Source organism: Dapis hubbardiae BLCC-M172 (assembly GCF_050016015.1).
GTDB lineage: Bacteria > Cyanobacteriota > Cyanobacteriia > Cyanobacteriales > Microcoleaceae > Trichodesmium.
Window position 1 is genome coordinate 12,552 of sequence record NZ_JBNHEQ010000231.1, and the last position, 1,014, is coordinate 13,565.

The following is a 1,014-nucleotide window of genomic DNA, read 5'->3' on the forward strand; positions in this document are numbered from 1 at the left end:
AACCTTGATAATGGAATAAATTTCCCTAGACAATTACCTTTGGTTAAGCAAATAACTCCTAACATTAAATTGTTACCCCAAATTTTTTTAGCTGGTGTCGCTTTATTCGTGACAGCTCATCTTTTATTATTCAAACTACATTTACCAAGTCGTTACACAAATCATAGTTTTCGGATAGTCTTAGCAATAGCAACTGCCATTGTTTTATGTATAACTTTAGATGCAATTTTTTACTGGGTAAGTCAACAACCATCCAGCAAAAATAGAAGAATTTCAGGATTGATTATTATTGGATTTTTGGGGATTTTATTAATAGGCGACATGAGCTTATGGAAAAATTTTCCTTACGCTGATTATCAAAAAGGTCAATCTCCAGAAGTATATGAATTTTTTGCTGGAAAACCAAAAGATATTCTGATTGCTTCTCTGTCAGAAGAGGTAAATTATATCCCTACATTTTCTCAACGTTCAGTCTTTTTTGCCTGGGAATATGCCATTCCTTATCATCTTGGTTATTACAATCAAATAAAAGAGCGAGCTAGAGAATTTATTTCTGCTCAGTATCATTCAGATATTCAGTGGATGGAGAATTTTATCAATACTTATGGAATAGATTTTTTAATCTTAGATCGAGAAGCATTTATGCCAGAATATGTATTAAAAAATCGTTGGTTGAGACAGTGGTATTATCAAATGGGAAATCAGATTGGAATTAATCTCCAAAATGGAAATCTTCCTGCCATAGTTGACACTATAAATAAATGTTCAGTTTTAGAAACAGAAAAATTATGGGTTTTGTCAGCTAAATGTATTGGAGAAGGAAGAAGTAAGAAGGAAGAATGAGGAAGTTAAGAAGGAAGAATGTAATAAATATTGAGTTTAGTCTATATGAGCTTTCTTCTGTATTTTTTTTCCTCTAACTGAGTTTTGTTAGCTAAACCAATTATAAGAAATACTATTGACTAACCCCAAATTATTTGTGAAAAAAACTGTAGGGGTTTGGTCTCCAAACCA

General features: G+C 31.7%; 1 pseudogene. It reads left to right on the forward strand.

The features are described from left to right. Positions 1-843 (forward strand): annotated as a pseudogene (locus tag ACP6PK_RS21555) (hypothetical protein); the annotation flags it as partial. Between the last annotated feature and the right edge of the window lie 171 nt (positions 844-1,014).